Raw genomic sequence first — 1,283 nt, 5'->3', positions numbered from 1 at the left:
TAATTTCCAGCTGTAGATTATCCCTGTAATTCTGCAGGATTAATTTCCACTTTACGCCTTAACAAATTCATATATTTGCTTTATAATGAGTCCATAAGCACCCAGTTTTAATGTTTTTTTACATGCTAAATGGGCATCTGAAAATAGTATGCAGGACTAAATTCCACATGCCTTATGTGTAAGACTAAGTTCTGGTGCAGTGAAATCTGCCTGTGCTTTACTGTTTTATTTTATAAGTTTCGGACTAAGCATAACGTCATCAGGTTCAATCGCATTTAATCCTAATGCTTTATGCAGCTTGTTGTCCAAGAGTAAAAGAGAGAGTTCATATGGACTGTGTCCATTAAAACTGTCTCTTTTTTCGTTATTTATGTGATTCATCATAAGCCTGACTTTATCGTCATTTAAATTAGCGAATGAGCTGCCTTTCGGACATATATAGCGGATATATTCATGATTCTTTTCACAGGCACCTTTTTGCCAAAAGCTATATGGATCACAGTAAAAGACAGTAGTACTTTTACTTCCGTCACAGAATTCCTCCATCTCTTTTCGGGCGGAGAATTCAGAACCTCCATCTGTGAGGATTACTGGAAAAAGCTTTTTGAATGCCTCCTGCCCCAAAACTGTTTCCAGCCATACAAAGACCTCCAGGACGCATTCCTGATCCTGATATTCCAAAAGGAACATGAGCATAAGATTGCAGTTGCGGAACGTAAAGGTTAAGATGGCTTTGCTTTCGCCTTTCTTACCTTCCACACAGTCCATTTCCACGACATTGGTATCTGGATGTTCCTTTATATAATCCTGAAAATCTTCGTAGTTATGACCTTGGCGGTAAGAACGGTCTTTGGATCCTGCCTTCGTAGGTTTCCTGCGCTTTTTATAGCGCACAGAGCGTCTTAAATCACCATTGCGAATATCAAATACACAATCATTAATGTAAGAGTAAAGTGTTCTTCTGGAGCAGCCTAATTCCTCTGCGTGGGTAGCATAAATGTGTCCGATGGACTGGTGTTTATCCCTGATCAGCGGGACCAGTAAATCGTTCATGGACTGAATGCTTTCTGGAGTCTGATTGATACCAACTCTGCTATCAACAAGCACACTGCGATATTCATCATGAGCATACTTGGAAGAATAAAACATTCTTGACATGAGACAATGACTTTTTTTAGCGCATCCATTACATACATATGGCGGCTTTTTAAGCTTTTCACATTCTGCCGTTTCATATGCAGGACATACATCTTTCCCACGCATATTTCGTCTGTTTCAGACTT

General features: G+C 39.4%; 1 protein-coding gene. It reads right to left on the bottom strand.

Translation table 11 applies throughout. The features are described 5' to 3' along the window. Positions 1 to 225: 225 nt before the first annotated feature. Complete coding sequence (locus tag ACYQ5K_RS17150; RefSeq protein WP_459778121.1) at positions 226 to 1,158, bottom strand: IS30 family transposase; 933 nt, start codon at positions 1,156 to 1,158, stop codon at positions 226 to 228. Between the last annotated feature and the right edge of the window lie 125 nt (positions 1,159 to 1,283).

This window comes from Allocoprococcus similis, from assembly GCF_054660775.1.
Note: the sequence above shows the minus strand (reverse complement) of the source record. Positions and strands in the feature narration are given on the sequence as shown.